This window comes from Prochlorococcus marinus CUG1417 (assembly GCF_017695975.1).
In the GTDB taxonomy this organism is placed as follows: Bacteria; Cyanobacteriota; Cyanobacteriia; order PCC-6307; family Cyanobiaceae; genus Prochlorococcus_A; species Prochlorococcus_A marinus_AG.
Map to the genome: position 1 here is coordinate 618,266 of NZ_JAAORN010000001.1, position 23,813 is coordinate 642,078.

At 30.7% G+C, this 23,813-nt stretch carries 32 protein-coding genes and 1 tRNA gene; 12 read left to right on the top strand and 21 right to left on the bottom strand.

Annotated elements, in window-relative coordinates; all coding sequences use genetic code 11:
- Positions 1-61 precede the first annotated feature (61 nt).
- Entirely contained in the window at positions 62-319 is a 258-nt protein-coding gene (locus tag HA140_RS03435) for a DUF2811 domain-containing protein (protein ID WP_209039741.1), read from the top strand.
- On the opposite strand, the gene HA140_RS03440 is transcribed toward HA140_RS03435, so the two are convergent.
- The gene (locus HA140_RS03440) at positions 297-1,946 is read right to left on the bottom strand and encodes a GMC oxidoreductase (RefSeq protein WP_209039742.1); all 1,650 of its coding nucleotides are present in this window, start codon (positions 1,944-1,946) and stop codon (positions 297-299) included. The two genes, HA140_RS03435 and HA140_RS03440, sit on opposite strands and share 23 nt — an antisense overlap.
- Positions 1,947-2,052: 106 nt before the next feature.
- Between HA140_RS03440 and HA140_RS03445 the strand changes: the two genes are divergently transcribed.
- A complete protein-coding gene (locus tag HA140_RS03445; protein WP_209039743.1) occupies positions 2,053-2,526 on the top strand; it encodes a pentapeptide repeat-containing protein in 474 nt (157 codons plus the stop codon).
- 2 nt (positions 2,527-2,528) lie between these two features.
- Here the strand turns inward: HA140_RS03445 and HA140_RS03450 are convergent, their stop codons facing one another.
- From HA140_RS03450 to gloA, 3 genes are all read right to left on the bottom strand, one after another.
- A complete protein-coding gene (locus HA140_RS03450) occupies positions 2,529-2,921 on the bottom strand; it encodes an LEM domain-containing protein (RefSeq protein WP_209039744.1) in 393 nt (130 codons plus the stop codon).
- A 2-nt stretch (positions 2,922-2,923) separates the two neighbouring features.
- Positions 2,924-3,421, bottom strand: coding sequence for a VHS domain-containing protein (locus HA140_RS03455; RefSeq protein WP_209039745.1), 498 nt, complete (start codon positions 3,419-3,421; stop codon positions 2,924-2,926).
- A gap of 157 nt (positions 3,422-3,578) precedes the next feature.
- Positions 3,579-3,968 carry a lactoylglutathione lyase gene (gene gloA, locus HA140_RS03460; RefSeq protein ID WP_209039746.1) on the bottom strand — a complete coding sequence of 130 codons (390 nt, stop codon included), beginning with the start codon at positions 3,966-3,968 and terminating at the stop codon, positions 3,579-3,581.
- Positions 3,969-4,100: 132 nt separating this feature from the next.
- Between gloA and HA140_RS03465 the strand changes: the two genes are divergently transcribed.
- Positions 4,101-4,535: a Tic20 family protein gene (locus tag HA140_RS03465; protein WP_209040231.1), complete on the top strand. Its 435-nt coding sequence runs from the start codon at positions 4,101-4,103 to the stop codon at positions 4,533-4,535.
- A 27-nt stretch (positions 4,536-4,562) separates the two neighbouring features.
- Here HA140_RS03465 and HA140_RS03470 read toward each other — a convergent pair whose 3' ends face one another.
- The 5 genes from HA140_RS03470 to HA140_RS03490 all read right to left on the bottom strand — a co-directional run bounded on the left by HA140_RS03470 (position 4,563) and on the right by HA140_RS03490 (position 7,276).
- On the bottom strand, positions 4,563-4,835 hold the full coding sequence (locus HA140_RS03470; RefSeq protein WP_308788985.1) for a hypothetical protein: 273 nt from the start codon (positions 4,833-4,835) through the stop codon (positions 4,563-4,565).
- Positions 4,836-4,899: 64 nt separating this feature from the next.
- A complete protein-coding gene (locus HA140_RS03475) occupies positions 4,900-5,484 on the bottom strand; it encodes a hypothetical protein (protein WP_209039748.1) in 585 nt (194 codons plus the stop codon).
- Positions 5,485-5,538: 54 nt separating this feature from the next.
- A complete protein-coding gene (locus HA140_RS03480) occupies positions 5,539-5,739 on the bottom strand; it encodes a hypothetical protein (protein WP_209039749.1) in 201 nt (66 codons plus the stop codon).
- Between the two features lie 269 nt (positions 5,740-6,008).
- Positions 6,009-6,731 (bottom strand): pseudouridine synthase, encoded by a 723-nt coding sequence (locus HA140_RS03485; protein ID WP_209039750.1) that lies wholly within the window; start codon positions 6,729-6,731, stop codon positions 6,009-6,011.
- A 458-nt stretch (positions 6,732-7,189) separates the two neighbouring features.
- Positions 7,190-7,276 (bottom strand) — tRNA-Ser (locus HA140_RS03490).
- A gap of 393 nt (positions 7,277-7,669) precedes the next feature.
- On the opposite strand from HA140_RS03490, the gene HA140_RS03495 reads away from it, so the two are divergent.
- Complete coding sequence (locus HA140_RS03495; protein WP_209039751.1) at positions 7,670-8,506, top strand: FkbM family methyltransferase; 837 nt, start codon at positions 7,670-7,672, stop codon at positions 8,504-8,506.
- Positions 8,507-8,743: 237 nt separating this feature from the next.
- Positions 8,744-8,992, top strand: coding sequence for a DUF1651 domain-containing protein (locus tag HA140_RS03500; RefSeq protein WP_209039752.1), 249 nt, complete (start codon positions 8,744-8,746; stop codon positions 8,990-8,992).
- Here HA140_RS03500 and HA140_RS03505 read toward each other — a convergent pair.
- The 4 genes from HA140_RS03505 to HA140_RS03520 form a co-directional block, all read right to left on the bottom strand.
- Positions 8,989-9,216 (bottom strand): hypothetical protein, encoded by a 228-nt coding sequence (locus HA140_RS03505; RefSeq protein ID WP_209039753.1) that lies wholly within the window; start codon positions 9,214-9,216, stop codon positions 8,989-8,991. The genes HA140_RS03500 and HA140_RS03505 overlap by 4 nt on opposite strands.
- Positions 9,217-9,471 (bottom strand): high light inducible protein, encoded by a 255-nt coding sequence (locus HA140_RS03510; protein ID WP_209039754.1) that lies wholly within the window; start codon positions 9,469-9,471, stop codon positions 9,217-9,219. It lies immediately after the preceding gene.
- Positions 9,472-9,551: 80 nt separating this feature from the next.
- Positions 9,552-9,722, bottom strand: a complete 171-nt coding sequence (locus HA140_RS03515; protein WP_209039755.1) for a hypothetical protein — start codon at positions 9,720-9,722, stop codon at positions 9,552-9,554.
- Positions 9,723-9,854: 132 nt separating this feature from the next.
- Positions 9,855-9,956 (bottom strand): DUF4278 domain-containing protein, encoded by a 102-nt coding sequence (locus HA140_RS03520; RefSeq protein WP_011862700.1) that lies wholly within the window; start codon positions 9,954-9,956, stop codon positions 9,855-9,857.
- A 303-nt stretch (positions 9,957-10,259) separates the two neighbouring features.
- On the opposite strand from HA140_RS03520, the gene HA140_RS03525 reads away from it, so the two are divergent.
- The gene (locus tag HA140_RS03525; RefSeq protein ID WP_011818162.1) at positions 10,260-10,454 is read left to right on the top strand and encodes a hypothetical protein; all 195 of its coding nucleotides are present in this window, start codon (positions 10,260-10,262) and stop codon (positions 10,452-10,454) included.
- Here HA140_RS03525 and HA140_RS03530 read toward each other — a convergent pair.
- Complete coding sequence (locus HA140_RS03530) at positions 10,451-10,717, bottom strand: RNA recognition motif-containing protein (protein ID WP_209039756.1); 267 nt, start codon at positions 10,715-10,717, stop codon at positions 10,451-10,453. The two genes, HA140_RS03525 and HA140_RS03530, sit on opposite strands and share 4 nt — an antisense overlap.
- 88 nt (positions 10,718-10,805) lie before the next feature.
- Positions 10,806-13,139, bottom strand: a complete 2,334-nt coding sequence (gene nrdJ, locus HA140_RS03535) for a ribonucleoside-triphosphate reductase, adenosylcobalamin-dependent (RefSeq protein ID WP_209039757.1) — start codon at positions 13,137-13,139, stop codon at positions 10,806-10,808.
- 133 nt (positions 13,140-13,272) lie between these two features.
- Between nrdJ and HA140_RS03540 the strand changes: the two genes are divergently transcribed.
- The 3 genes from HA140_RS03540 to HA140_RS03550 are packed head-to-tail and all read left to right on the top strand — an operon-like array spanning position 13,273 to position 16,363.
- A complete protein-coding gene (locus tag HA140_RS03540; protein ID WP_209039758.1) occupies positions 13,273-13,968 on the top strand; it encodes a class I SAM-dependent methyltransferase in 696 nt (231 codons plus the stop codon).
- 31 nt (positions 13,969-13,999) lie between these two features.
- Complete coding sequence (locus HA140_RS03545; protein WP_209039759.1) at positions 14,000-15,637, top strand: peptide chain release factor 3; 1,638 nt, start codon at positions 14,000-14,002, stop codon at positions 15,635-15,637.
- A 51-nt stretch (positions 15,638-15,688) separates the two neighbouring features.
- A complete protein-coding gene (locus HA140_RS03550; RefSeq protein WP_209039760.1) occupies positions 15,689-16,363 on the top strand; it encodes a CPP1-like family protein in 675 nt (224 codons plus the stop codon).
- Here the strand turns inward: HA140_RS03550 and hslO are convergent.
- Both hslO and HA140_RS03560 read right to left on the bottom strand, forming a co-directional pair.
- Positions 16,358-17,266: an Hsp33 family molecular chaperone HslO gene (gene hslO / locus HA140_RS03555; protein ID WP_209039761.1), complete on the bottom strand. Its 909-nt coding sequence runs from the start codon at positions 17,264-17,266 to the stop codon at positions 16,358-16,360. The genes HA140_RS03550 and hslO overlap by 6 nt on opposite strands.
- The gene (locus HA140_RS03560; protein WP_209039762.1) at positions 17,256-17,903 is read right to left on the bottom strand and encodes an ABC transporter ATP-binding protein; all 648 of its coding nucleotides are present in this window, start codon (positions 17,901-17,903) and stop codon (positions 17,256-17,258) included. The genes hslO and HA140_RS03560 overlap by 11 nt, the downstream gene beginning before the upstream one ends.
- A gap of 83 nt (positions 17,904-17,986) precedes the next feature.
- Here HA140_RS03560 and HA140_RS03565 point away from each other — a divergent pair, with 83 nt between their 5' ends.
- From HA140_RS03565 to HA140_RS03575, 3 genes are read left to right on the top strand one after another with little or no spacing between them, the layout of a single operon-like run.
- Positions 17,987-18,430 carry a DUF3531 family protein gene (locus HA140_RS03565; RefSeq protein ID WP_209039763.1) on the top strand — a complete coding sequence of 148 codons (444 nt, stop codon included), beginning with the start codon at positions 17,987-17,989 and terminating at the stop codon, positions 18,428-18,430.
- 8 nt (positions 18,431-18,438) lie between these two features.
- Positions 18,439-19,212, top strand: coding sequence for a 16S rRNA (uracil(1498)-N(3))-methyltransferase (locus tag HA140_RS03570; RefSeq protein ID WP_209039764.1), 774 nt, complete (start codon positions 18,439-18,441; stop codon positions 19,210-19,212).
- Between the two features lie 6 nt (positions 19,213-19,218).
- A complete protein-coding gene (locus HA140_RS03575) occupies positions 19,219-19,962 on the top strand; it encodes a TIGR00297 family protein (RefSeq protein ID WP_209039765.1) in 744 nt (247 codons plus the stop codon).
- Between the two features lie 16 nt (positions 19,963-19,978).
- Here the strand turns inward: HA140_RS03575 and HA140_RS03580 are convergent, their stop codons facing one another.
- The 4 genes from HA140_RS03580 to HA140_RS03595 are packed head-to-tail and all read right to left on the bottom strand — an operon-like array spanning position 19,979 to position 23,810.
- A complete protein-coding gene (locus tag HA140_RS03580) occupies positions 19,979-20,623 on the bottom strand; it encodes a GDSL-type esterase/lipase family protein (protein ID WP_209039766.1) in 645 nt (214 codons plus the stop codon).
- 49 nt (positions 20,624-20,672) lie between these two features.
- Positions 20,673-22,175 (bottom strand): phosphonate ABC transporter, encoded by a 1,503-nt coding sequence (locus tag HA140_RS03585; protein ID WP_245156185.1) that lies wholly within the window; start codon positions 22,173-22,175, stop codon positions 20,673-20,675.
- 4 nt (positions 22,176-22,179) lie between these two features.
- A complete protein-coding gene (locus tag HA140_RS03590; RefSeq protein WP_209039767.1) occupies positions 22,180-22,920 on the bottom strand; it encodes an ATP-binding cassette domain-containing protein in 741 nt (246 codons plus the stop codon).
- Entirely contained in the window at positions 22,917-23,810 is an 894-nt protein-coding gene (locus tag HA140_RS03595) for a putative selenate ABC transporter substrate-binding protein (RefSeq protein ID WP_209039768.1), read from the bottom strand. The genes HA140_RS03590 and HA140_RS03595 overlap by 4 nt, the downstream gene beginning before the upstream one ends.
- Between the last annotated feature and the right edge of the window lie 3 nt (positions 23,811-23,813).

Here is a 23,813-nt window from a genome sequence, read left to right on the forward strand (position 1 = left end):
CATATTTTTTTTTGACATTTAGAAAAAAACAAATAATCATAGTGATGTAGAAAAAAAGTTTATGGACCAAATTAGCCAACCAAATTTAAATGATAAGAAACTTACCGAGTGTTCTTCTAATAAAGTCTCTTTAGAGACAGAGCTTTCAGAAACTCTCTATAACACTATGAAAGATTTTGTATTAAGTAACCCAACTTGGGATCAATACAAGCTTATAAATTCAGCATTAGCAACTTTTCTGGTTCAAAACGGATGTACTGATAATTCTGTTTCAGAGATTTATTTAAATCAACTTTTTACTCCTTCAAAATCTTTTTAACATTTAGGCACGCTCTCCTACACAAGGCCATCATTGTAAGTGTAGGGCTTTGCCAAGATGAAGTTGGCCAACACGCTCCATCTAGTACAAGTACATTCTTGCATCTCCATATTCTATTAAATTTATCAACCACGCTATTTTCTTCATTAGTTCCCATTGGTGCTCCTCCAACTTCATGTATGTAATATCCTGGGGGAGGGGGACTACCTGAAAGTGCAATTAAATTTTTTGTAAATAAACTCCCTAATGGGATATTTATTAGTTCATCAATATTTTTTATTTCTCCATTTGCAGCTTTTATTGATTTTCGGATTGTGATTTCCATATGTTTTGCCATATTTAACTCATTCTCGCTCCATTCGAATTCAATGTAGGGAATTGGGATACCCCATTCATCTGTTTTTCTTGAGAGAGAAACTGAGTTTTCCTCTCTAGGAAGAACTTCGCCATGGGCGATAAGAAAGCCAATGGATGTGTTTTCGTCTTTTTGCAAAAATTTAGGTAACCCTAATCTATCAATTGCCCCCCAGATTCCATAACCTCTATGGAAATTTATGTCGTCAATTTCTGGTAAATTTGAACCAAATGGAATAAAGAAGCTGCCTGCTCCAGAAAGATTAGGAGGATTATCTGATGGTTTATCTAAGCTTTTTGTTTTTGGGACTGAAAAAAATCTACAGATAGATATATGATCCATTAGATATTTACCTAATTTTCCAGAATTATCTTTAAAACCTGAGGAATTTGATTCGTATTCTGAGTTCAATAGTATTCTCAGGGTTGAAATTGTTGATGCGCAAAGAAGAATTAAATCACAATTTAATACTTCTCTGTGACCATTTTCTAAGTTTACGATCGTTAGTTTTGATGCAAGCTCTGTTATCTTATTAATCTCAAAAGACTCCACTAGGTGATTAGAGATTATTTGCACATTACCAGTATTAAAAGCTTTTTCAAAAGTGCTTCCTAAACTAGAGGACTTGGGCCATTTTTTTTCTTTTACTGATGAATTACGGTCAAATCCTCTTGATTGGATAAATGGATAGTTTAATTTTGATTTTACTTTGCGGCCAAAAATATTTTCGTTTTCTGTAAGAGGGATGTCACCAATATATTTACCGTTTGGGACTTCCTTAATATCATCTTTTCGTCCATAGATTCCACATAGACTTTCAATGAAATCATAATGAGGGGATATTTCATCGTATGAAATAGGCCAGTTTGGTCCAAATCCGTCTTTTTCTGCTGGTTGAAAATCTTCTGAAGAAAGTCTTAATGTTATGCCTCCCCATGTTAATGATCTACCCCCATATTGTTTACCTTGAGTCCAAAGGAAGGGCTTTTTCTTGGGGAATTCATAAGGATGTTTCAATTCATTTGAATATAAATCAGGATTATTTTTCCAATACCCAGGATGTTGGCATTGATTGGCATGTTTTTTTGTTAAAAATCCTGATAATCTTTTTAATGTATTTTTTGGCTCATAATTGCTAGCCTCAAGCCTTTTAATTTTTGGTCCTGCTTCTATTACTAAAACTTTAATTCCCTGTTCTGCCAATGTAAGTGCAGCTATTCCCCCTGTAGCACCAGAACCAACAACAATTGCATCATAAGGACTTATATCCAAAACCTAATTCTTGATTAGTTATTTAAATAAATATAGCATTCAGTAAATAATTAATTTTTAGATTTCAGCTTAAGAAGTTAGAATTTGTTGAAATACTATTCAAAAAATGAGGCTTGTAATTATAACTGTTTTAATGATTTTTTTAATTCTTCCTTCTAGAAGTTTTGCCGCATTAGATTATGGTAAACAATCATTGGTAGGCGCAGATTTTTCTGGATCTGATTTGAAAGGAGCAACTTTCTATTTGACTGATTTACAAGACGCAAATTTATCAGATTGCGAGCTCCAAAATGCGACTCTTTATGGAGCAAAACTGAAAGATACTAATTTAAGTAACTCAAACTTAAGAGAAGTAACATTAGATTCAGCTGTTTTAGATGGAACAGATTTATCAAATTCTAACTTAGAGGATTCTTTTGCTTATAGTACACAGTTTGAAAATGTAAAAATCCAAGGGGCAGACTTCACAAATGTTTTTTTACCAAAAGATATTGTCAGGAAATTTTGTGAAAGTGCTTCTGGTACTAATCCATTCACAAATAGAGTCACCAGAGAAACTTTAGAGTGCGATTACATTTAAATTTATGCACATAAAAGTTCTTTTGTAATTTTTCTTTGTTTATAAAGTGATTTTCCAATAGGCCAGCCTAATGTAGATAAGTGTCTCATTAGAGGACTTGAATATTCGAAAGAAAGATTGTCTGAATATTTAAAATCTAGTTCTTTTAGAGTGGTTATTAATAAAAATAGATCTTTCCTATTGCCTTTTTTCATATCCAATAAAATTAATGCTTCACTTGATATTTTTTTTTCTAGGACCTTATCATTTTCAGCAAAACCAACTTTAAGTGAATTAAATTCATCAGAATAAAGAGTATAAATTATTCCATCTTTGAATTTATCTGCATTATTAACTTCATTAAAACTTGATGATATGAATTTTTTATATTCTTTTTTAATTTTTCTTTTATTCATAATTATTGGATTTCATTCTGAGCTATTTCGTATTTTTCCAATAAATTGTTAACTTCTGCTAGTGCAATCCTTTTTTGACAGGCCGAATCATATCTATTTATTGCTATTGAAGGAATCGAACCTTTGCTTTTCATTTCCCTTATGCCAGTTTCTAGACACTGAAAAGCAACACTCGATAGATCTCGGCCCTCTGCTGCCGCCCAAACTTTCAAAAGATAAGTAAGATTCGATGGTACAGAGATCTGCACTTTGTTTGAATTTGAAGTATTTAATGCAATATCATCGAGACTAATTTCTTTTGAGGAAATAGTTTCTTTAACTTTTCTCTTCAAAAATTTTACTTGGCTTATAGCGTCCTCTTTATTCTTTATTTTTTGCTCTATTTTAAAAAACTCTTCTTCAGAATTGATTAAAGCTTCTAATGCCCATTTAGCATCATCTTTCGCTACGGCGGTTCTATCAAGCCATTCATCTCTTATCTTTGACCAATTACTAGGCATAAGCTTTATACGATAATTCTATGATATATAAATCTAAATAGATTGTCTACTTAATCTATATAGACTTAGAATAGATTATTTAAAGTAATATGTTTAATTTTTTAAGAATTCCTTATCTTTAAATAATCTTTTATAGTAATTAAAAACTTCCGAGCTTTTAATCTCTTTCAATAAGTTCAATTTTATATCCATCAGGATCCTCAATAAAAGCCAAGACAGTTGTACTGTTTTTCATTGTTTTTGGTTTGGTTGTTACTTTACAGCCATTATTTTCTAATCCTTGGCAAATAAGATGAATATCTTCTACTCCAATAGCAATATGACCATATTTATCTCCAAGTTCATAGTCTTCTGACTTTTTGTCCCAGTTATAAGTTAATTCAATTACGGTGTTTTCTTTTTCTGAACCATAGCCAACAAATGCCAAAGTGAATTTCCCATGAGGGTAATCTTTTTTTCTTAATAAATTCATTCCTAATCTATTGACGTAGAAATCTATGGATTTATCTAAATCTCCAACTCTTAACATTGTGTGAAGTATACGCATTTTGAATTATTAACCTTAATAAATTATCCAATATATAATGACCATCTGCAAAAGTTAACATTTTGGGGGCAAAGTCTTAAATTAATTTCAGAAATATTAGGTTAAAATATGAGTATAAATTCTAACAATATATTGAATCAGATATTCCAGAGAATTTCATCAGTATTTTTGTATACTTTGCCGTTAAAGGCATCAATACCTTTTGGATATTATTTGTTCTATAAATATTCTTTTTTAAAAATATTATTATTACTAACTTTTCCAATAGCAATAATTGAAAAATCTTTGCCTTTTGGTGGTTTTTTATTGTTTTTAATTTTGTTTGCTGGATTAGCAAGAAATCCAAAAGTCCCGTATTTTGTTAGATATAACTCATGCCAAGCATTACTTATTGATATAGCTTTGATAATAATTTCATACCTCTTGAGAATATTTCCCATAGTTGAATTAGGCTCAATTATTTTTATATTTATGCTCTGTATTTTTATTTATTCGATTTCTCAATGTATTTGTGGAATTGAGCCTGAAATACCCTTAATTAGTAAATCTGTAAGGATGCAAATTTAAAAAGATTTATAGATTTACTGACTTTCTTTAACACTCATTCAAAATAGATTCCCATCTTTGTTGACTTGCCTTTATTGCTTGCATTGGTGGATCAGCTCCCTCAATTTCAAAGGCTTTAATTAATGATTTATTAGCTAGCAAGCCTAATCTTGCAGCCTCTCTTTGCCTAGAGCATACTTTTTCCCTTGATCCCTCTTTTAGATTATTTTCGATTTCTTTAAGAATCTGGCTAGCTTCATTCGATTTAGAATAAAAATCATTCATATATGTATCGAGTGCAGTATCCGCTAAAATTCCCACTGGATATATTATTGTGACTAAGCACAATATAAAACTTGTAAATATAAATATTTTCATGGGAATCTTAAGTAAATTTTTTGTCCGATCTTTTTAAGACTAAGTAAAAGCTAATAACGCTAATTGTTCCAGAAGGGCCTATTAAAACATGCCAAAATTGATCGCCACTAATTGATAGATTTGTTCCAAATAAAGTCGTAAAAAAAATCCCAAATATTGGGTAAAGCACAAACATCCAATCTTTAAAAACTCTTTGCCAATTTGTTATTAGAAAGATACTTATTATTACTTGAAAAAGAAGAGCAATAGTTTTATCAAATAAAGAATATGAGATTATTGAAAATAAAGAAATACAAAAGTTAGTTGTTTGAATAAATTTATTTTTTATAACTGATATTGATAAACATGATAGACCCAAAGATAGGAAAGAATAAAATAACCAATTAAATAAAGAGGAATGATCTACATAAATCCAAGATGTATTTGTATGATCAATCATTTCCGAAATGGATGCTAATCCAAGAAAAATAAAACCTAAAGGTATTAATTTATAGTTGATTATATGTTTGAATTTATCGATTGATCTAATTCCTAATATTATTGGGATGATTGCCGCCTGAAGATGGGCTAATAATAAAATTGAAAAAAACAAAATTAATTCTTAAACTCAATTCATCTAAAGTTTAAATATAAAAACTTTTTCAGGTTAATTTAGTAGAGAAAAATACCATTGGCCTATTACTATAATTAAAATAGTAACAACAAAAGGGAAAGCAGGATATCTTGTTTGAAAATTAGCAGGTGGCCATGGAGACCAAGATATTAATCTTCCTTGAGCTTCATTTCTGGAGTTTAAAGTTTTTTTCTTTTTTGGAGCTGATGTTTCTGTCGCAAATCCTTTACTCATTTCTAAGACAAAAACATATTTTAACAAAAACAAAAAAAATGTTGATAGTTTTTTTTTATATTTTTTCTAAATTTTCTTTTGATAGGAGGAAGTGTTTTCATACTCATGTTACCCCTCATGCAAGCTAGTTTCTAAAATAGTTTTCCCATTTTATAAAAATTGATCTGATGAGGTTTAATTAAAACAGTGAGCAACTTTAAATTTTGATAATAGTCGAGTAAATCGGATAAAAAGCATTAAATTTAATTTTTTAATCTTTAGATTTTTGATTAGTCAAATGTTTTAAAAGAATTTTCTAGTAATTCATTTAATTCTAAAAGTTCTTCTTTGGTAAATTCACGATATTTTCCTGTGGGTATGTCTAAATTAATATTCATAATTCTCACACGTTTTAGTGATTGCACTCTGTAACCTAATGCCTCACACATACGTCTAATCTGACGGTTAAGTCCTTGAGTTAGTATGATCTTAAATTTTTTCCCCCCCAATTGCTTTACGAAACAACGCCTAGTTACGGTGTCTAAAATCTCAACACCATTGCGCATACTTTGAATAAAGTCCCTATCAATAACACGATTAACGCTTACGATGTATTCTTTTTCATGATTATTTCTAGCTCTTAGTATTTTATTTACAATATCTCCATCATTAGTTAAAAAAATTAGGCCCTCACTTGGCTTATCCAATCTTCCGATAGGAAATATTCTTTTTGGATAATTAATAAAGTCTATAATATTAGCGGGCTCTACTTTTCTATTGGTTGTGCATACAATTCCAACAGGTTTATTAAAGGCTAAGTAAATTTTCTTTTGTTTTGTTGATTTATCTATTCTTTGACCTTCTACTTTAACTTGATCCCCTTCCTCTAGCTTGGCACCTATTCTGGAAATTTTACCATTAATGGTAACTTTCCCTTCCTCAATTAGTCTATCTGCCACTCTTCTAGAACAGTAACCGACTTGACTTAAATATTTGTTTAATCTGGTAGCCATTTTGAATATTTTTTTATATACGATAAAAATAATTTTATAGGAGCTTATTTTAGATTGACTGTCAACCTTGATATTTTCATGGAAGAGCCCCTAGTTAAGCCAAATCTTTTACTTTAGTAATGAAAAACTTTTCGAAACCTTGTAAAAAAAAATATAATATGAAAAAAAACTAACTTAAGAATAATTGTAAATAAGTTAGTTTTAGACAACGGAGGGGGTGGGATTATTTTCAAGTCAAAATGACGAGCTATGACAACCTATGACAGCAAAAATCTGAAATCGATTGTTAAATCTGCCAACAAATCTGCCAACAATTTATTGACGATGTATGAAGTTAAATGATGAGTTATGACTAGGCTAAGAATCATTTATTTTGCAAATTCTGCTTTATATCTAGTATTAAAATAATTCTGAAAGCGTATGAAGGCTTATGACGATATGTGACTTCTTTCTAAAAACGGAGGGGGTGGGATTCGAACCCACGGTGCCCTTGCAGACACGCTAGTTTTCAAGACTAGAGCCTTAAACCACTCGACCACCCCTCCAGGAGAGAAATATTAAATTTTAGCTTCCTAATTATAACAAAAGGTGGTTGATTTTTTCGGAAAAAGTTCGGAAACGCATGTGAAGTTAGATATGAAAGCTATTGCCATAACTAAACATAAATCAAATTTTCAAGACTAGAACCTTAAACCACTTGAACACCTCTCGAAAGGAGGAAATTCTTTTAATAAATTAAAAGCCTTAAGTAAGGTATTTATTTATTTTTTTTTTTATTTTTTGATTAGCTTTTTAAGGTGAAAAGCAAAGTAGTAAATTATAGTAATAACAAAAATCTTTAATTTATGAGTTTTATTAAAAAAAATATATTTTCAAAGTTTTTAAGAGCTACTAAAAGGCCACTATTTTATTGCTCTCTTTTGATTAAGAGTTTATTAATGAGGTTTTTTAAGATAAAGGTTGAGATAAATAGAAATCCAATAGAATGGGCATTTCTTCTCTCGAATCTATCAAAATTTAATTTAGGAGATGATTTGTTTATAAATTCTAAAAAAAAGAAAAAAATTAATCAAAAGATAGTATTCCTTGATATTGGAGCAAATGATGGAACCTATGCTCCAAGATTTTTAGACAAATTTTGTAAAGATAATAATTTAGATCTTACATTATATGCTTTAGAACCAATCAGGAGTAATTTTAAAATACTTGAAAAAAATCTTGAAAATTTGAAAAATATAAATGCTTATCCATTTCTGTTGGGTGCTAGTGATCAGAATCAAAAAACTATTATCTATCATGCCCATCGAGCCAAATGGCATTCTATCCCAAACAATGAATTTAATAAAAAAGCATCTGGCATTGAAGAAGAAATAAAATTAATCAAGATCGATGATTTTGTTAAAGATAAATTATTAGATAATCCATCTTTAATTATAAAAATTGATGTTGAAGGTTATGAATTAAATGTTTTAAAAGGAATGCAGAATATCTTGGAGAACCAAATTCCTGAAGCAATAATTTTTGAAACAGATTTAAACAAAGAATATATACAGCACTCTTACTTCCCAGAAATGCACGACTTTTTAGATAGATATAATTACAAATGCGCTAAGTTTTCGAATCAAAGTACTAGGAGAAACTGGATTGAGAAAGGGACATTTAGGATGAGTGAATTTGATGCGATTTATGTGAGGGGTAATAAAAATCCCTCCATATATTCTGCTGCAATAGATAATCATTTTAAGGATGTAGAAACATCAAAATCTAGATTATGAATTTTAGAGTTAATTTATTCTTTTAATTTCTAATATCTTTCAAAAATTCAAATCCAAGAAATTTCAACACTCAATTTACTTTTATTTGGAGTTAATTTCTTAATTAATGGTGCATAAAGCTAATCTGGTCAAGACATTCATTATTTAAAAAGAATGAACACTTGTAAGAGTTTTAGATGATTTATCTATCTGCAATAAGTAATGTAATTTAGTGAAAATTTTTCTAAAATTTTGAATATGTACAAATTTACTTTAATTAATAAGGACAGATCAAGAATAAAAGTCTTTGAACCATTTGAAAATGTTTCTAGTCCTTCGCTAAACATTGATGTAATGATGATTTCTTATGGTTGTGTCTATAAAAGATCAAGTAAAGCAGTAATGAAAGGTAGCAGAGTAGAGACAATAGAAAATGCAAGAAAAGAATATAAACAGCTATTAGAAGAAGGTTGGAAGAAGACTAGCATTTTTAGAAGTTATTTTTAAGGATAAAAGTCAACTCTCCAACGCATTACGCAATAACTTAAAGCGTTATATCCATTGCAATTCCAGAACTTGAATATTTTTACAGAGAAATGATGAAAACCAGCATCATTAAAAAATGCCCAGCCAAAATAAATAGCAAATGCAGCTACAACGAAAGCAGCATATTGAAGCCAATGTATTCCAGAATCGTCTACACCGTTTTCATCAAAATTTGAATTACTCATTTAAAGGATTGGATATGCTATCCATCCAAATAAGCTGTAATTAATAATAACAGCCATGAAGCCGATCATTGCCAGCCTTCCATTTGTTCTCTCTGCAATAAACCAATAGCTATTTGGCCATTCAAATTTAGAAGTATTAGATATTTGACCTTCTGAAAATATGGTTTCTGCAGGGGCATTATCCTGATCAAGAAAATAATTACTATCTGGGTAATAGCTTTCGCTTCGAATATTGTCTTCTTTTTTTTCAATCATTTTATTAAAATTTGAATTTCATATATCTTAAAAACTAAAAAGGCAAAATAGGGTAAAAACATGTTTAATATCAGTCAAATCTATTTTGCACCCAAAAAGAATAATCCAAAGTTGACATTTTGTTGAAATAAACCAAATAAGTTGTTACCGACTATGGCAGCTATTATTAAGACGAAGGCAACAATGGCAAAAAGAGCACTTACGTCTTTTATGTCATAAGGCGCTTTAAATAAAGGTTTCTGGTCTGCCATGGTTATGAGATCTATAAACGCAATTAAATCACATTACTTTAATACTTATTAGAAGTATTAAGTAATTTTTTAGATTAAGTTTAGACAAAAAAAAACCACTAAAAGTGGTTCTTTTGTAATTACATAAATGAACTAACTTGTGTAGGCTTTTCCTCTATAAGTAAGTTCGTTGTGCTGCTTTTTAGCTGCTTCTTTGTTCTGGACGTACTTTTGTCCTCTGTAAATTAGAGTCATCTTTAAGCTCCGGTTTCGCTTAAGTCCCCGTTCCATGGCTTAAGTCGATTTGCGGCTTGCTATACGCAAGTTGAACGTTTTGGTAGCGGTTGCTACAATTTAATACTAACATTCAAGAAAATTATTTGTCTAGGTCTTTGATAAATTAACTTAATAATTTAAAACGAAATAGTTTCCTACTAAAGATATTTATGTTTTTCTTTATGTAGTTTCTTGCAGGTTACATTTTGTGCGTTTTTGAGAAGTATTTTTTATTTAATGAACTTTTAAATGTAAAATTCTTTAGATTATAAAATTTGTTTTATGTTTTCTAGAAGCAAAAAACCTACAGTAAAAAAATCTGCAATAGTTGAAGAGACTCCATTATTTGCTCAATTACTACCATTCGCAAACAGAATGAATGATAAGGTTCAATTGGTAAATGCTTTGGCTTTTACTTTTATTATGGGATTCTCAATTTTTGGAATTGCCCTATGGAAACTATCAGGGCTGACCTAATTAATTAATTTTTGCAAAGCTTCAATTTTTGATTCTTTGTTTTTAATTATGGTTATTAACCATTTAGAGGCTAGCCCTCTGGATATTGATCTGTTTTTCAGAAATCTACATATATAAACATGTAGATTTTTTTCGTTTTTGGAGTTAAATTTTTCCTCAAAATCTAAGATAGCCTCTTCTGATGTTCTTTTTCTTAGCTCATCAACTAATGCATGACTAGAGGAATCATTAAATAAGTTCCCAATATTTAAACTTAATGTCATAAAAAATTTATGTCCCTATTTAAGAGGTAGCCATAAATTAAATTATTAAAAACTAATTTATATTTTTTATTTACAAATAATTCAAAATTTAATCTTTTGGTTTAGCCAAAGGAAGTAAACACTTATCTGAATCACAACCTGCTGGTCCTGCTTCAGATAGTTCTCCAACATCATATTTATTAAGAGCGTCAAAGAAATCGTTGTTAACTTTCCTTTCTATTACTTTATTTTGCAATAATATATATTCCTCTTTACTTATTGGTTCAAAGGGTAATCTCGGAAAAGTAGCATTGGCACTAAATCGAGCTAGCAATGCCGCTGAAATATATCCCTCATTATTTTCTATTGCATTATGAATAGCCTTAGCTAAACCTTCGATTTCATTTTCTCTGAATTCTATAGTTGCAGAGGTATTATGCTCTGTGTAAAATTTCTGCACTTGCATGTAAAAATCAAATTGAGCTAATGCTGAGAAATTATTAATGTCTATTTGGTCTGCGCCGTCTATATTCGCCCAACTAACTTCTGTAGGGATTTCAACTAACCATTCTGTGCATCTTGGATCAAATGGATTATCGAGCAAGCAGCCATTTTCATCTTTATCAGACTGAGATGGAACAACTGAGTAACCATAATCCATGCAAGCTAAAGCGATTGGATCATTTTTCCTGAAAGTTATTCTTCTTATGAATCTTTGAGCCTTTGGAGGATGCCATCCTGGAGCTGCTCCAGTAAGAAGACTTTTAGTCCCAGCAGGCTGAACTGTTGTGCATCGATTTGGTCTTCTTAGATTATGCTTATCACAATATTCCCAAACAGTTTCTTTTACTATCTCTCTCCAAGAATTTAAGAATTTAGCTTCCTTCTCTTTGAAAGCCTTTCCTTCTTCGCTATTTGGTCTTCCTGCTTCCCACCACTTCAACCATGGTGTCCCAAACGCATGGACGCAGAAATCAAATAACCCAGTGAAACTTACCCCTACAATAGGATCATATTCCCTACTTTTTCTGTAACGCTCAACTTCAAACTCATGATTGAGTAAGCATGCTACCGAAAGAGCTGCAGCTTTAAAAGCCTTTTTTTGATCTTCAAAATTTTCAGGATCAATCTGATTTAAATGAACCTCAGCCAAATTGCAATGAAAATCATTTCCTAAGATCTCGCCGCAAGGGTTTAGTCCATATCTGCTCATCCTGTGATCTAGCTCTTCTTTGGAAAAAGGACCATAACTACTATTTATCCAATTTCTCGCTTCATCTTTACCTTGTTCTGAGTAGATTTCAATAAATTCCTTTCTCAATTCATCATCTTTGAGAATATCTGCATTTGACCTTGCGATTGCTTCGGGTGCAAATTGAATAGCTCCCTCACCTGAATGGAATTGTTTTGTTACAGCATCCAAAACAGTTTGGTAAGTCGGTTTTGTATGGTAAACCCTGGTATGATTTGCCATCCTTAGGGCATCTTTTTCAGGATCTATTCTCCAATTGCCGTTCTCATCTTGACTCCATAAATTTTCTTTTGCCGATGCTGCTTCCTTATCATCTGAAGCAAACTGTCTCATTCCAGCACTTCTTCTTATATTCCCGGCAACTATGGTTACTGCAGCTTCATCAATTAATAAACAACACTCTACTGTACTTAATTTCCTGCCGATTGCCTTTCCAAGAAGTGATGCGACTCTTGAGTAGAGATCTTTCAATTTGATGGGATTTGCCATCCCACCAAAACCTTTTAATGATTCTCCAGCAGGCCTAATATCTTCCAAATTAATATAAACATCAATTTCGCTTTCAAGACTTTGGTTACTTGATGCTTCAAGAAGATATTTATAGCTATCTACCCACCCTCTTCTGCTATCTCCCACTTTAATATGAAGATCTTTTCCTTTGATTTCTAATGATGATTCTTCTACTCTTTTATCTTTAGGAGTTATTCCAACTTCACTAACTGATTTAATATTTATTTTGTTTATTACCGTAGGTAGTTTATTTATAAAATGAGGCTCAATTATTGCACCTGTTCCACAGCCCATCATTGCTAAGTCCATCATCAAAGCAAAGGCTTCCCAATCAATCAAGTTTGTTGAAGTACAGTTGTATGCCCCAGAGAAATTTTGGTTTTTATTAATCCAAGGAGTTCCTCCAATCCATAACCATCTCCCTGAAGGCTGGGCTTTTTGGTTACTTTGCATTTCTCTCATTAGGATCAATTCTTCATCAGAAAGTTTTCCTAATTCTTTTAATCCCGATAAATTTCTTTCGCCTACTTCACTCCAGTTCTCCCTTTTCCCAGAGGTGGTTTTCCTGCTGTAAGATCTGAAAAAAACAGGATAAGCAGCTGGCGCAGTCTTTGGAAAATCATCTTTTTTAAGATTATTGGAATTGCTCTCTGAAGAAGCTTTATTTGGTGCAACAGTCACGATAAAAAAACTATGTAAATAACCCGTACTGGAAGAATAACTCTACCTGTGGCGTCTGCAACTATTCTTACCACTATTTAACGGTTTGTGTAGAATTATGTTTAATATGTAATTCTTTTTTTCAAGAAAGGATATGGAAAGAATACCTGAACCTGAATTGATGGAAGAAAAAGAACAGGTCATTTCTTATGATGAAGCTGATTTTTCAGAAGGGGAAGTTAATCTCATTAATCAAATAAATCATTATCTTTTGAGAAAAAATATTTCTTTAGGTGAAAGTGATTTAATAGTTGATTTAGGATGCGGCCCAGGAAATATTTCTGAGAAGTTAGCAATAAAATGGCCTAATACTGAAGTAGTTGGAATAGATGGTTCAAAAGAGATGATTTTGAGAGCAGAATATAATAAAAATATCTCTAATAATAAAAAAAAACTAGAAAATTTACGTTACATTTGTTCTGATATAAAAGACATTAAATCTAATAATTTTTTACTTAAAAAAGGCATTAGTTTACTCGTAAGTAATAGCTTGATCCATCACATTACCAATCTTGAAGATTTCTTCAACACCATAAGAAGTTTGTCTAGTAGTATCACTATAAATTTTCACAAGGACTTGAAAAGGCCATTAGATGAAAAGTCCGCTTTAGAACTCAAAGCACAATGTTCAACAAAATATAATGAGATTTTAACTAATGATTATTATGCATCCTTGAGAGCTTCTTATACTTTTAAAGAGTTGAAAAATTTCACTTTAAAGAATAATCTATCCTCTTTAGATGTGTTTGAAGACGGTGATAAATATTTAATAGTTTATGGTAATGTTTAAGAACTAAGTAAAAGGTACTTATATTAAATAGATGAACTTAGGTACTAAAATTTTACATAATAAAGAAATACTGGATGCTGTAAATAAAAGAAGAAATTTTGCCATCATTTCTCATCCAGATGCTGGGAAAACTACTCTTACTGAGAAACTTCTTTTATATGGAGGTGCCATTCAACAGGCAGGAGCAGTAAAGGCTAGGGGTAATCAGAGAAAAGCTACGTCAGACTGGATGGAACTTGAGAAACAAAGAGGTATTTCTATTACATCAACTGTATTGCAATTTGAATATGAAAGATCAGTAATCAATTTATTAGATACTCCAGGTCACCAAGACTTCTCAGAAGATACTTATAGAACATTAGCTGCTGCTGATAATGCAGTTATGTTAGAAGATGCTGCTAAAGGATTAGAGCCTCAAACTAGAAAATTGTTTGAAGTTTGCAAGATGCGAAAAATACCAATATTTACTTTCATAAATAAAATGGATAGACCAGGAAGAGAGCCATTCTCTTTACTTGATGAAATCGAATCAGAACTTGGATTAAATACTTTACCTATTAACTGGCCAATTGGGAGTGGCGAAGAATTTAGAGGAGTTATTGATCGATTTTCGAGAGAGGTGATTTTATTTGATAAAGCCGTGAGAGGAAAGCAATCGAATGAGAAAAGGTTAAGTCTTGAAGATAAAGAGATATCAAAATATGTAGAGAGAGATTTACTTGAAAACTCACTTGAAGAATTGGAGGTCCTTGATGAGGCAGGATCGAAATTTGAAAAAGAAAAAGTTTTTAATGGCTCTTTAACCCCAGTTTTCTTTGGATCTGCTATGACTAATTTTGGTGTAAGGCCATTTTTAGATAGTTTTTTAAAAATGGCTCAAAAACCAACTTCAAGAAATAGTAATAAAGGCGATGTTGAACCTGCAAGCGATGAATTTAGTGGGTTTGTTTTTAAGCTTCAGGCGAATATGGATCCAAAGCACAGAGATAGGGTTGCTTTTATAAGAGTTTGTAGTGGCAAATTTGAAAAAGATATGTCAGTTAAGCATTCCAGAACTGGGAAAATAATCAGATTATCAAGACCTCAAAAAATATTTGGACAAGATAGAGAAGTAGTAGATGATGCATATCCAGGAGATGTTATTGGCTTGAATAATCCAGGCATGTTTTCTATTGGAGATACTCTTTATACTGGTTCATATCTGGAGTACGAAGGTATACCATCATTTAGCCCTGAAATATTCAGCTGGCTAAGAAATCCAAATCCCTCAGCATTTAAAAACTTTAGGAAGGGTGTTAATGAACTTCGTGAAGAAGGTGCTGTTCAGATTCTTTATGACTTTGATGAGAGCAAAAGAGATCCTATACTCGCAGCTGTTGGTCAGTTGCAGTTAGAAGTTGTAACTCACAGGTTAAAAAGTGAATATGGTGTAGATGCAAATCTTGAATCAATGCCATATCAATTGGCTAGATGGGTTTCTGATGGATGGCCAGCAATTGAAAAACTAGGGAGAATATTTAATTGTAAAATAGTTAAAGATTGTTGGAATAGGCCAGTTATTCTTTTTAAAAATGAGTGGAATCTAAATCAATTTGTTGAAGACAATAATCAATTATCTTTAAACAAAGTCGCACCTGTTGTTAGTGGAGTCGAACCAATTGTTTTATAAAGTCTTAATGAATTATAAAATTGGTTAATCTGTTAGTATTGGAAAAAAATTTTGGAATCAAACAGTAGTAAAAACAATAGCGAAAAATCACCTTATGAAATTTTAGGTGTTGATGAGGGTGCCGCTTTTGAGGATATTCAGAAGGCCAGAGACCTTAAAGTGAGAGAGGCTGGTGAAGATTTAATTTTGAAAGCGAAAATAGAATCCTCCTTTGATCAATTGCTTATGGGGAGTTTGAAAGCTAGGCAATCAGGAAATGTAAGCTATGAAGCCGTGAGTGCTTCAAAAAAAGAAAAACAAATTAATCAATTTGCCAATAACAATTTTCCACTGTTATCTAAGATAAAAAATTTAAATAATAACTCTAATAACTCAAATCAGTATAGTCTGCCCAAAATAACCCCCCCCTCATTTGATAATCTTTCAATAAAAATATCTGTAGGGCTTTTATTTTTGATTTTGTTATTTATTAGTCCAGACTCTAATAATAGACTTTTGCTTTCTATCTCAACATTAATACTTACTTATACTCAAATCAAATCGGGAAAAAGATTTATTGGCTCTCTGGGTTGGAGTGTTACCTTTCTTTCGATAGGACTAATATTTGGAGGATTACTTGAAAATAACTCTTTAATTCAGGAAGTATCAAACAATTCTTTATCAATGCAAAAAATTCAAAGTATTCCAGCCATGATTATTTTATGGCTAGGCGTGATTTTCTTATGATTGATTTTCAATCATAGATTTAATTTCTTGAAAATTTATAAGATATTTATTTTTGCAAAATTCGCAAACCAATTCTGCTTTGCCATCTTTCTTGAGTATGTCTTCCAACTCGCTCTTATCAAGCATTTTCATTGCATTTAAACTTCTTTGTTTGGAACACTTGCATTTAAAACTAACTTCTTGAGAACGAGCTTTTTCAGATATTGATTTATCGTCAATATCGGGGAATATATTTCTTATTAATGAAAGAAGATTATCTTTTGACTGGAATAGTTCTTCGCTAAAAGAATTAATTTCTTTACATCTTTCTTCAAGTAGTGAGACTAGTAAAGGGTCAGTGTCTTTTTTAGGTAAAACTTGAGCTAACAAGCCACCACTACAAATAACGCCTTTATTTTGAATTTTCTCTCCAATGAATACAGCAGAAGGAGTCTGTTCTGAATGATATAAATATGAAGCTAAGTCTTCTGCAATATTTCCATTTACTAATTCAACTGTGCTTGTAAAGGGTTCTCCAATACCGCTATCCCGAATAACATTTAAGTATCCAGTACCTAACGCTTTTGTGAAATCAAAAGAATATTTATTATTATCTATTTTGACTAGATCTAATTCTAAATCGGGATTCCCTACATAACCTCTGACTTTGCCGTCTCGCCCTGCATCAACCAGCAATCCATTCAAAGGTCCGTCAGACGTAACTCTTAAAGTTACTCTCCCATGCATTATCTTCATTGAACTTGCTAAAAGCAGTGAAGCACTTAATGCTCTTCCTAATATACAGGTGGTTAAATAAGAAAGACCGTGTCTTTTTTTTGCTTCTAGAGTAGATTCAGTTGTTAACACCGCAACTAATCTTATTCCTCCATTTGCTGCAGTAGCTCGAACTATCCTATCCTTCATGATTTTCTTTTTTAAGATTTTTGATTTTCCCTTTTTCCAGTATTAATATCCTAGACGGAATGCCCTCAAATAAGGCAGGTTCATGAGTAACAATAATAATTGTATTTTTATTTTTTAGATCAAGAATTAAATTCTTCACATCATTTCTCATTGAATAATCTAATCCAGCAGTTGGTTCATCAAGTAAAAGAATTGACGGGTTTCTAAGTAGCTGAACTGCTACAGCTAACCTTCTTTGTTGTCCACCACTTAGTTGTTCTGGTGGTTGGGTCAGATTAATTTTTTTTAAACCAACTTTACTTAAAACTATTTCTATATTTTTATCTCTTAAAGATTTATGTCCTATTTTTAATTCTTTCCCAATGGTTGTACCGATAAAGTATCTTTCAGGAAATTGGAATACTACTCCACAAAACCATCTTCTTTGTCTAGAAGATAAAATTTTATTTTTCCAAGTAATTTCCCCTTTTTGGGGATTAGTTAATCCGCTTATTATTTCAAGAAGAGTTGTCTTCCCAGAACCACTATTACCACAAATTAAAATAATTTCATTTTCATGAACTTTAAAATTTAGATTGTCTATTATTTTTCTTTCACCATTTTGAGGTTGATAAGATATTTCTCTTAAATCAAGCATTATTAATTAAGTTGTGAGTATGAATTTTAATCTAGTGATAACTTACTTATAATAGCTATATATCAAAAAAGCTATTAGACAATATGAATATTATTTTTAGAGAAGTTGATCCTTTTAATTGTTGGATATGGATAAAGTTTTCAGAATCACCAACTCAAGATGAAAAAAATTATTTAGACGGTGTTTTTGATAGTTGGTACGTTTTAGGAAGGTTGGGAGGATTTAATTCTGAAAATTTGCAAACTCATGAAGAAGGTTCAGATCTCAGTTGGATGTCCTACGATAATGACCAAAAAAATTCATCTCTTCCAGCATTAATGCATAATTTGGGAATTATGGAATATCAAAACCTGTGGGGTAGATGTTGGGTTGATTTCGGAACTTCCGACTCCATTGCAATAGATATATTAATTAATTCTTTGAATGAGATATCAAATAATTATGTAAAAATTGAAGAGTTAATTATTGGGGGTGAAAATAATGATTGGGCAATTGAAGAACATGAAGATTTAGTTTTCAAAGATTAAGAGTTTAGATGGAAGACTTAACAAGATTAATTATTTCCCATGAAAGAATTGAAAATATTAAGAATAATAATTTAGAACTTTCTAAAGAAGAGGCTCATTATATAGATAAAGTAATGAGGATAAAAAATGGTAAAGAAATATTTATATCTAACGGAAAGGGCTCATTATGGAAAGCTATAAAAGTTAAAAACGATTGTTTAGAAATAATTCAATTAAAAAAACCTTACTTATTTCAAGAACAAGAAATTTACTTATTAGGAATAGCTGTTGTTATACCAAAGAGTGGTTTTGAGGATATTTTAAAAATGTGTACTGAAATAGGAATTGATTTTATACAGCCTTTATTTTCAGAAAGACAGATAAACAAAAAATTAAATTTTTCTAAAAAACTTTTGAGATGGAATTCAATTATCAAAGAAGCAGTTGAGCAAAGTGAGAGATTATGGAAACCATCTATTTTAAATGGTATGGATATTATTGAATGGCTAAAAAGTATAGATAATCAAGAAAGGGTTTCAATTTCTATAACTAGAGAAGATACTTGTTACGACTTAAATCGATGGTTAAGAAAACAACAAGAATTTGTAATTAAAAAAGGAGGTATTTTTTGGAATGTAATTGGCCCTGAAGGAGGTTGGTCCTCTAAAGAAATTGATTTTTTTCATAAAAATAATATTACCCTTGTTAAACTTTCAGACACTATCTTAAGAACTTCAACGGCTAGTATTAACGCATCCTCAATTCTAAATCAGTGGAGAATAGACTTGAAATTAAGGAATTAGATAAATATGGATTTAATTAGAAATCAATTTTTTTTAGGTTTTTGTATTAATTTTATTTTGATTTTTATTTTCTGTAAAATTCCTTTGATGACAAAAAGTGGTTGGATAAGTGCAGGCATTTTAGGCACAATTTTATGGGGATGTTTGTCTTGGCAGGGATGGATGTCAGTTGTAATTTATTTATTATTTGGATCTCTCGTTACTAAAATAGGATTTAAATTTAAAAAAGAACAAGGAATAGCTGAAAAAAGAGGTGGGAGAAGAGGTCCTGAGAATGTATGGGGATCTGCAGCAACAGGATTATTTCTTGCAATTATGACCAAATTTAATGCTGCCAACGTAGTGATGTTTAAAGTGGGTTTTGCTGCAAGTTTTGCTGCAAAGTTGGCGGATACTTTTGGCAGCGAAATTGGAAAAAGATTTGGTAAAGACACATATTTAATTACTTCACTTAAAAAGGTTGATAGAGGAACTGAAGGAGGAATAAGTATAGAAGGAACATTAGCTAGTGTTTTGGGATCAATATTTATGGCTTTTATAATGCTTCGTCTATCAATTATTTCCTCAAAATATCATTTTATAGTTGTTGTGGTTTCTGGATTCTTGGCAACACTTTCTGAAAGTATTATTGGTGCTAAATTCCAAAACAAATATAAATTAAGTAATGAATTGGTAAATGCTATTCAGACAAGTATTGCTTCTGTCTTCGCTATTTTTGCTCTTATTTTATATTCATATTTTTTAAATTAATAATATTTGGGAAGACCTAGGATTCCTTCCATTTTGTAAGAATCTCCCAGCTTTTAAGTCTTTGGAAAAGCCAGAAATGACCTTCGGAATTTAGATGAATTCCATCATGAGTAATCCAATTTTTACTCCTTTTATCAGAGTACATTTCTCTAAAAGTAGGAAGAAATGGGACATTCTGATTGAGGCATACTTCCTCCATTCTCCTTTCATAAGTATTACAAAAATCATTTGAGTACCATAGACATCCTGCGAACGGCATTTTGCTTTCGTCAACTGGTGTCAGACCAATAACAAATACATTTGTTTGAGAGTTCATTTCATTAATTAGCCTCTCTAATCCATATTCAAATCCATCTATATCTAATTGATGTCTTCCATTTATCTGACCAATTGCTGCAGTGTCGTTAAGACCTACATTTAGTAGGATTGCTTTAGGTTTATTTCTTCTAGTTTCTCCTCTAGATGACCATTCTTTTTCCCATCTAGATGAAACTTTTTCTATCCCATCCCCCCTAACGCCAAGTTGATAAATAACTGGCCCATTGTGGTTATTGCACCAATCTTTTCTAAGCCTCTCACACCATCCACCTCCCTCATTATCTCCCCATCCATAAACTGAGCTATCTCCAATTACAACTAGTTGTTTTGGTAAACTAATCACTATAACCGGAAAAAAATAATTACTTGATTTAACAAATTATTCTTACAAATCAAGTTAAACTATTTTTGATTTTACCATTTATTAATTCGCCAACTATTGCGATGGAGCTATAAGCTATCAAAACTATGGTAACTTCTTGCCATGCGAAGGAACTTAGTGATTCTTGCAATTGCCAACCTAGACCAACACTTCCAATAACCCCAACAATTGCAGTTTCTCTAATAATGATGTCAGATCTATAAGCGCAATATGCTAAGTAACTTTTTGCTTGTTGAGAAAATAAACCTAAAAGCCAACTAGTCTTTTTTGAGATTCCTAGAGATTTCATCGCAATATAATTTCTCTTGTCTTGGCTATCTAGATTTGTAAAAAGTAATTTGCTAGTAATACCAGCGTTGTGGAGACCTAATGTTAAAGCTGCTAAAGATAAAGAAGGATTATTAAAAGTTAATAGAGTTAGAAGTATCACAGGTGTAGGTATTAAACGTAATAAAAATGCAAAAATTTTTATAAAAATTTTAGAAGTATTGTTGTTAAAAATTCCTATTACTAATGGAGGTAAACTAATTGCGATTCCTGTTGATAAAAAACTTAAAATTATTGTTTCTAATATAAGTTTTAAGAAATCAAATAATCCTAAATCTGAACTTGATTTAAATAGAGAACTAATGGAATTAAAATTTTCAAAATTATAATTAAAAATAAAATAAAGAAAATATGAAAAAGAAAATAAAATTGTTATAAAAAAAACTGCAATAAAAAAAATAGATAGTATTTTATTTGTAGTAATAAATTTTATTTTTTTAATTATTAATCCAGAAAGAATTATTAAAATTGCTAAGGACCATAAATAAGTCCATAACTCTCTAAAATTCAAAGTTTGGAAAGATAAAAAAATACTGGTACCTATTCCTCCAATCCCAAAAATTCCTAAAATCACAGTACTTCTTATTGAACACTCTAATCGATATAAACCAAAGTTTTTAAATGTATTTATTATTGGATTCCATATTAAAGTTAGTAAAGAAGAGAATTTAGGTGCATTTATTTGATTTATAGATTCAAAACTTTTGTAGTCAATAGTTTCTAATTGTTCAGCAAAAACTTTTGAATTTACAGCAATATAAGGTATACATATAGCTATTATTGCTATCGAAAAATTTATTCCATATATTTGCATTAATAGTATTCCCCAAACCACTTCGTGTATAGATCTAATTATTATTAGAAAAAACCTTATTATGCGATAGAAAAAATTTGGAATATTAAAGATTTTATAAAAAATATTTGAGGAAATTATTCCAAAAATTACTCCAAAAGTAATACTTACTAACCAACTAAAAAAACCAATTAAGATAGTTTCATTTAATCGCTTAATTACGGTAATAATGATTTCATTATCTATCTTGGGATTAAATGCAGAAATTAAGAATTCTTGGAATAATTTAAATCCTCCAAAATGAATATTGTTTATTAATTGATACCCTAGAGGTATGCATACCAAAATTGGAAGAAAAGATAATGAAGTATAGTTTAATTTTAATTTGTTCAACTAATTAATATATTTTGTCTAAATGAATCTTCTTTAAGTTATTTCTTTTAATATTAAAAAAAATTTTACCATCCCTGATTCCAATAACTTTATCGAAATCGTTCAGCAAATCTAATCGATGTAATGCAACTAATGCCGTCTTTGGTGATTTTTTTGTATTATTTTTATCGACACTTTCAAGCATAAGGTTTTTAATTGTTGTTATCAATTTGGGATCTAGATTATTAAAAGGCTCATCTGCAAGTAATATATTTGATCCTTGAATTAATGATCTGGCTACAGCCACCCTTTGTTTTTGCCCGCCAGATAGGTTTCTGATTTTTTTGTCGTAAATAGAGTTATGAAGTCTACATAATTGCATATATTTATGCGCCTTCTTAAAAGAACTTATATTTAGTAAATTTTTAAAAGCGAAATAAAAATTGTTTTCCGCTAGTAGTCCACAATTAACATTTTGTTCTGCAGAGAGATCTTCTATTAATCTTAAATCTTGCCATATAGTTGTTATTTTACTTTTCTGCTTTCTATCTAATTCCTCGAAACTTTTATTGAATAATTTAACCTCACCTTGAGTTGGCTTGATAGTGCCATTAAGGACTGATATAAGTGTAGTTTTTCCTGAGCCGCTTTTACCTAAAAGTGCAATTTTATCCCCAGAATTTATTTTTAAGTTTACTTTATTTAGGATCAGATTATTTTTGTATTTATAAGATATATTTTTTAATTCTAAGACAGTATTATTCATCTAATTTTTTTTAATTTCCTCCCGATTTCCTCTATTTTTTCATATTGTTTTGCTTCTGCCTTAATAAATCTTTTTGCATTGAACATATCTAATATCTGTTTATGTGATTTTTGCTTTATATCTAAATTTAGAATTACTGATTTAAGTTCGTTTGTAAACCCTTCCCCGAATCTATTGTCAAGATCCCCTTGAGCAATCCAATGATAGTCAAAATATTCTGGGGTGATCCAGAATAATTCTGAATTACTTGTTCTTTTAGGATTATTTTTAAGAGTGTTTTCCCAAACTTGTTTATTTAAAGCTCCAGAATCAAATGCCCCACTATTAACTAAAGCTATAGTGGCATCATGACTCCCACTAAAACCAGCTTTTTTGCCTTTAAAGTGTTTAATTTCTAACCCTGCTTGATTTAAAAAATATTCTGGCATTAATCTTCCAGAAGTTGAGTTTTCAGAGCCAAAAGTAAATCTCAAATTTTTTAGTTTTTTAAGTCCTTTAATGTTTGAAATTGGTTTAAGTTCTAAATTTTTGTTTACGATAAAAACACTTTTAAATTCCTTATCGATATCTCTTTGAGCTATGACAATTGAATTAGGAGTTTGCAGTCTGGCTTGAACTCCTGATAAACCGCCAAACCAAACTAAATCTAAATCTTTAGTTCTAAATCCAGTTACTGCTGCAACATAATTAATAACAGGAATGTATTTGACCTTTACATCAAGTTGTTTGGATAATTCTTTTGAAAATAAATTAAATCTTTTGTCCAAAACATTTTGGTTTTGATCAGGTATTGCTCCAACTTTTAAAACTTTTGGATTTGAAAATACAGGTGATGAAAAAATAGAAAATAACAGAGATGAACTTACTAGGAAATTTTTTAAATTAAACATAAA

Bases quoted from the DNA above. Each gene is read 5' to 3' on its own strand.
- HA140_RS03435 (WP_209039741.1), top strand. From the start codon at position 62: ATGGACCAAATTAGCCAACCAAATTTAAATGATAAGAAACTTACCGAG.
- HA140_RS03445 (WP_209039743.1), top strand. From the start codon at position 2,053: ATGAGGCTTGTAATTATAACTGTTTTAATGATTTTTTTAATTCTTCCT.
- HA140_RS03450 (WP_209039744.1), bottom strand. From the start codon at position 2,921: ATGAATAAAAGAAAAATTAAAAAAGAATATAAAAAATTCATATCATCA.
- HA140_RS03455 (WP_209039745.1), bottom strand. From the start codon at position 3,421: ATGCCTAGTAATTGGTCAAAGATAAGAGATGAATGGCTTGATAGAACC.
- gloA (WP_209039746.1), bottom strand. From the start codon at position 3,968: ATGCGTATACTTCACACAATGTTAAGAGTTGGAGATTTAGATAAATCC.
- HA140_RS03480 (WP_209039749.1), bottom strand. From the start codon at position 5,739: ATGAGTAAAGGATTTGCGACAGAAACATCAGCTCCAAAAAAGAAAAAA.
- HA140_RS03485 (WP_209039750.1), bottom strand. From the start codon at position 6,731: ATGGCTACCAGATTAAACAAATATTTAAGTCAAGTCGGTTACTGTTCT.
- HA140_RS03495 (WP_209039751.1), top strand. From the start codon at position 7,670: ATGAGGTTTTTTAAGATAAAGGTTGAGATAAATAGAAATCCAATAGAA.
- HA140_RS03500 (WP_209039752.1), top strand. From the start codon at position 8,744: ATGTACAAATTTACTTTAATTAATAAGGACAGATCAAGAATAAAAGTC.
- HA140_RS03505 (WP_209039753.1), bottom strand. From the start codon at position 9,216: ATGAGTAATTCAAATTTTGATGAAAACGGTGTAGACGATTCTGGAATA.
- HA140_RS03510 (WP_209039754.1), bottom strand. From the start codon at position 9,471: ATGATTGAAAAAAAAGAAGACAATATTCGAAGCGAAAGCTATTACCCA.
- HA140_RS03515 (WP_209039755.1), bottom strand. From the start codon at position 9,722: ATGGCAGACCAGAAACCTTTATTTAAAGCGCCTTATGACATAAAAGAC.
- HA140_RS03520 (WP_011862700.1), bottom strand. From the start codon at position 9,956: ATGACTCTAATTTACAGAGGACAAAAGTACGTCCAGAACAAAGAAGCA.
- HA140_RS03525 (WP_011818162.1), top strand. From the start codon at position 10,260: ATGTTTTCTAGAAGCAAAAAACCTACAGTAAAAAAATCTGCAATAGTT.
- HA140_RS03530 (WP_209039756.1), bottom strand. From the start codon at position 10,717: ATGACATTAAGTTTAAATATTGGGAACTTATTTAATGATTCCTCTAGT.
- HA140_RS03540 (WP_209039758.1), top strand. From the start codon at position 13,273: ATGGAAAGAATACCTGAACCTGAATTGATGGAAGAAAAAGAACAGGTC.
- HA140_RS03545 (WP_209039759.1), top strand. From the start codon at position 14,000: ATGAACTTAGGTACTAAAATTTTACATAATAAAGAAATACTGGATGCT.
- hslO (WP_209039761.1), bottom strand. From the start codon at position 17,266: ATGAAGGATAGGATAGTTCGAGCTACTGCAGCAAATGGAGGAATAAGA.
- HA140_RS03560 (WP_209039762.1), bottom strand. From the start codon at position 17,903: ATGCTTGATTTAAGAGAAATATCTTATCAACCTCAAAATGGTGAAAGA.
- HA140_RS03565 (WP_209039763.1), top strand. From the start codon at position 17,987: ATGAATATTATTTTTAGAGAAGTTGATCCTTTTAATTGTTGGATATGG.
- HA140_RS03570 (WP_209039764.1), top strand. From the start codon at position 18,439: ATGGAAGACTTAACAAGATTAATTATTTCCCATGAAAGAATTGAAAAT.
- HA140_RS03575 (WP_209039765.1), top strand. From the start codon at position 19,219: ATGGATTTAATTAGAAATCAATTTTTTTTAGGTTTTTGTATTAATTTT.
- HA140_RS03590 (WP_209039767.1), bottom strand. From the start codon at position 22,920: ATGAATAATACTGTCTTAGAATTAAAAAATATATCTTATAAATACAAA.
- HA140_RS03595 (WP_209039768.1), bottom strand. From the start codon at position 23,810: ATGTTTAATTTAAAAAATTTCCTAGTAAGTTCATCTCTGTTATTTTCT.